Below are 3193 nucleotides of genomic sequence, written 5' to 3'. Positions count from 1 at the left end.
TCGGCACCACCTGTATGCTGCTGTGCGGTTCCTTTGCGCTACCTTTCGCGCAGCGGACCGCGGGTGCGAGGTCAGCACCCGGCCTTCCCTGCGCCCTCTTGGCTTCGAGGGTGGAGCGACCAGGCAAAGCTCGGGCGAATTGTGCCGCGAGGATGCGAAGGTGTGTCTGCAAATACGGATGCGAGTTGGCGGAGCGGTGCTGCTTCCTCATGCTCCGTCATTGCGAGCGCAGCGAAGCAATCCAGAATGCCTCCGCGGAAAGATTCTGGATTGCTTCGCTGCGCTCGCAATGACGACTTGGAGACAGCGGTGCGCCCCACGCTCCGCTCTCGTGCCCCGGACGCAGCGCAGCGCTACTTCAGCGGTGCGCTGCAGAGAGCCGGGGCCCATGTCTCCATACCGTGCTGTGTCGCCCCGGGTCCCGGCTCTGCGCAGCAGCGTTACACGCTGCAGCGCGTCCGGGACACAAGAGGAACGAGGCAGCGCCTACGCTTCCAGCAAGTCACCGTCCCGCCGGCGCCGACATTGCGCCGTTGGCATAGCGCGACCAGTCGGGCGCGGTCGGCTGCGACGGCCAGAGTGCGGCATTGGCGTCGCGGACCGATTGAGTGATGGGAGCGCGTTGCGCCGTGCGAGCGTGGTGACGGTCGTTTGCAGCGGCGGTCTGGATGGAGGCGGCGGCAATCAGCATGGTGCCCAGAAGGACGAAGGTCTTTTGCATCGTTGTTTCTCCCGTGACGACGCTCCCGGCTGTGAGAGATGTTTGTCGCCGTCGCGGCTGACATGGCGATGGGCCTTTCCGAATATCAGCGGCATCGCCATCACGTTGGAGCGAGCAAATTTTTTGGTCCCGGCTAAATATTCAGCAATCACACCCGTGGCGTGGTGGACTTGCCTGCCGCAATCCGGTTCAATGGGATGAATTAGCTTTCCGAGCGACAACGATGTCGAAATATCTGCTGGTCCTTCTCCTGATCGCTACGCCGGCGGCGGCGCAGATCAAATCCACGCCGAAGAGTTCGGCGGCGCATCCGGACCCCTGCGCGCCGATCGGGCGGACCGCGGATGGCAAGCTGGTCTATTCCATGAAATGCGAGAACCTGCCGGCGCCGCCGCCGCCGCCGCCTCCGCCGCAGGCGGAACTGAAGGAAGCACCGGCTGCGGCTGCGCCGGCCTCCGAGCCCGAGCCGGAGGTGCGGCGGAGCGGCATTTTCGGCTGGTCCTACGACCGCAGGTGACGGTCCGCGCTCTTGCGCGAAGCCCGATGGAGTGCTTTTTGCTGAAAGTTCCCCGTGGGGCGCATCGCCCCCGATCCAGAGAGATGAGATGAGCAAACTCGTTATCCGCGCCGGCGATTTCACCTTCGATGCCCGTTTCGAGGAGCAACTGGCACCCAAGACCGTTGCCGCGTTCCGCAAGGCTCTGCCGTTCGAAAGCCACATCATCCATGTGCGCTGGAGCGGTGAGGGCGTGTGGATGCCGCTCGGCGATCTCGATTTTGGCGTCGGCTACGAGAACCACACCAGCTATCCCGCCCCCGGTCAGATCATCCTCTATCCCGGCGGCATCAGCGAGACCGAGATCCTGCTGGCCTATGGCGGCGTGCACTTCGCGAGCAAGATGGGGCAGCTCGCCGGCAACCATTTCATCACGCTGACCTCGGGCCTGGAGAATCTGGCGACGCTGGGCAAGAGCGTGCTGTGGAAGGGCGCGCTGCCGATCCGCTTCGAGGAAGTCTGAGTGACTGACGCCCGCTACCCGCGCGATCTCCGCGGTTACGGCCGCAACCCGCCGCATCCAGAGTGGCCCGGCAACGCGCGGGTCGCGGTGCAGTTTGTCGTCAATTTCGAGGAAGGCGGCGAGAACAACATCCTGCACGGCGACCGCGCCTCGGAAGCATTCCTGTCCGACGTGCTCGGCGCCCAGCCCTGGCCGGGCCAGCGTCACGCCAACATCGAATCCATGTTCGAATATGGCTCGCGCGCCGGCTTCTGGCGGCTCTGGCGGATGTTCACCGACCGGATGTGGCCGACCACCGTGTTCGGCGTCGCCACCGCGCTCAAGCGCAATCCGGAAATCGTCGCCGCCATGAAGGAGGCAGGCTGGGATATCGCCAGCCACAGCCTGAAATGGATCGAGCACAAGGACATGACCGAGGCGCAGGAGCGCGCCGAGATCGCCGAGTCCATTCGCGTCCATACCGAGGCGACCGGCGCGCGGCCGCTCGGCTGGTACACCGGGCGCTCCTCGATCAACACCAACCGGCTATTGATGGAGGAGGGCGGCTTCCTCTATCTCTGCGACTCCTATGCCGACGATCTGCCCTACTGGGTCAAGGGCGCCAAGGGCAAGCAGCTCATCATTCCCTATACGTTAGATGCCAACGACATGCGGTTCATCAACCCGCAGGGCTTTGCCGAAGGCGAGCAGTTCTACACCTATCTGAAGGATGCCTTCGACGTGCTCTATGCCGAAGGGCAGACCGCACCGAAGATGATGTCGGTGGGGCTGCACTGCCGTCTCGCCGGCCGGCCCGGCCGTGCCGCGGGGCTGATCCGATTCCTGGACTACATCGGCAAGCACGAGCGCGTCTGGGTCCCGACGCGGCTCCAGATCGCGCAGCATTGGCACGACAAGCATGCGCATCTTGCCGCGAACGCATTCGAGATCGGATGAAGGTGTGATGTCGCAAATCTCGCTCGCTGATCTCAATGCTGCAAGCAAGGCCGATTTCGTCGCTGCGCTCGCCAATGTCGTCGAATATTCGCCGTGGATCGCCGAGCAGATCGCGGCACAACGGCCGTTCGCCGGCATCAATCAGCTGCACGCTGCGCTGATGGCGGCGATCCAGGCCGCCGAGCCCGACGCGCAACTGGCGCTGATCCGGGCGCATCCCGATCTCGCCAACAAGACCCAGCACGCCGCGGGTCTGACGGCGGAATCGACCGACGAGCAGAACAGCGCTGGCCTCGACCGGCTGTCGGAGGCCGAATACGCCGCGTTCGAGCGCGTCAACAACGCCTATCGTGAAAAATTCGGCTTCCCCTATATCGTGTGTGTGCGCCGCCACACCAAGGATTCCGTGCTGCGCGACTTCGAGACGCGGCTGCGCAACATCGCCAAGACCGAAACGCGGCGCGCGATCGAGGAGATCGGTCGCATCTCGGCGCTGCGGCTCGATCAGCTCGTCACC

At 64.4% G+C, this 3193-nt stretch carries 5 protein-coding genes; 4 read left to right on the top strand and 1 reads right to left on the bottom strand.

Features of this window, described 5'->3' with window-relative positions; genetic code table 11:
• Nucleotides 1-502: 502 nt before the first annotated feature.
• Nucleotides 503-721: a hypothetical protein gene (locus A5906_RS16055; protein WP_080136355.1), complete on the bottom strand. Its 219-nt coding sequence runs from the start codon at nucleotides 719-721 to the stop codon at nucleotides 503-505.
• A gap of 223 nt (nucleotides 722-944) precedes the next feature.
• Here A5906_RS16055 and A5906_RS16050 point away from each other — a divergent pair, with 223 nt between their 5' ends.
• The 4 genes from A5906_RS16050 to uraD all read left to right on the top strand — a co-directional run.
• Nucleotides 945-1238 carry a hypothetical protein gene (locus tag A5906_RS16050; RefSeq protein ID WP_080136354.1) on the top strand — a complete coding sequence of 98 codons (294 nt, stop codon included), beginning with the start codon at nucleotides 945-947 and terminating at the stop codon, nucleotides 1236-1238.
• A gap of 88 nt (nucleotides 1239-1326) precedes the next feature.
• Nucleotides 1327-1740, top strand: coding sequence for a DUF3830 family protein (locus tag A5906_RS16045; protein WP_014493672.1), 414 nt, complete (start codon nucleotides 1327-1329; stop codon nucleotides 1738-1740).
• On the top strand, nucleotides 1741-2676 hold the full coding sequence (puuE, locus tag A5906_RS16040) for an allantoinase PuuE (RefSeq protein ID WP_080136353.1): 936 nt from the start codon (nucleotides 1741-1743) through the stop codon (nucleotides 2674-2676).
• A 7-nt stretch (nucleotides 2677-2683) separates the two neighbouring features.
• Nucleotides 2684-3193: 2-oxo-4-hydroxy-4-carboxy-5-ureidoimidazoline decarboxylase (uraD, locus tag A5906_RS44510; RefSeq protein ID WP_245326753.1), on the top strand; the 510-nt coding region annotated here is incomplete at its 3' end.

The sequence above is a fragment of the Bradyrhizobium sacchari genome (assembly GCF_002068095.1).
GTDB classification, from domain to species: domain Bacteria; phylum Pseudomonadota; class Alphaproteobacteria; order Rhizobiales; family Xanthobacteraceae; genus Bradyrhizobium; species Bradyrhizobium sacchari.
This window is presented reverse-complemented; position numbering and strand designations above follow the sequence as displayed.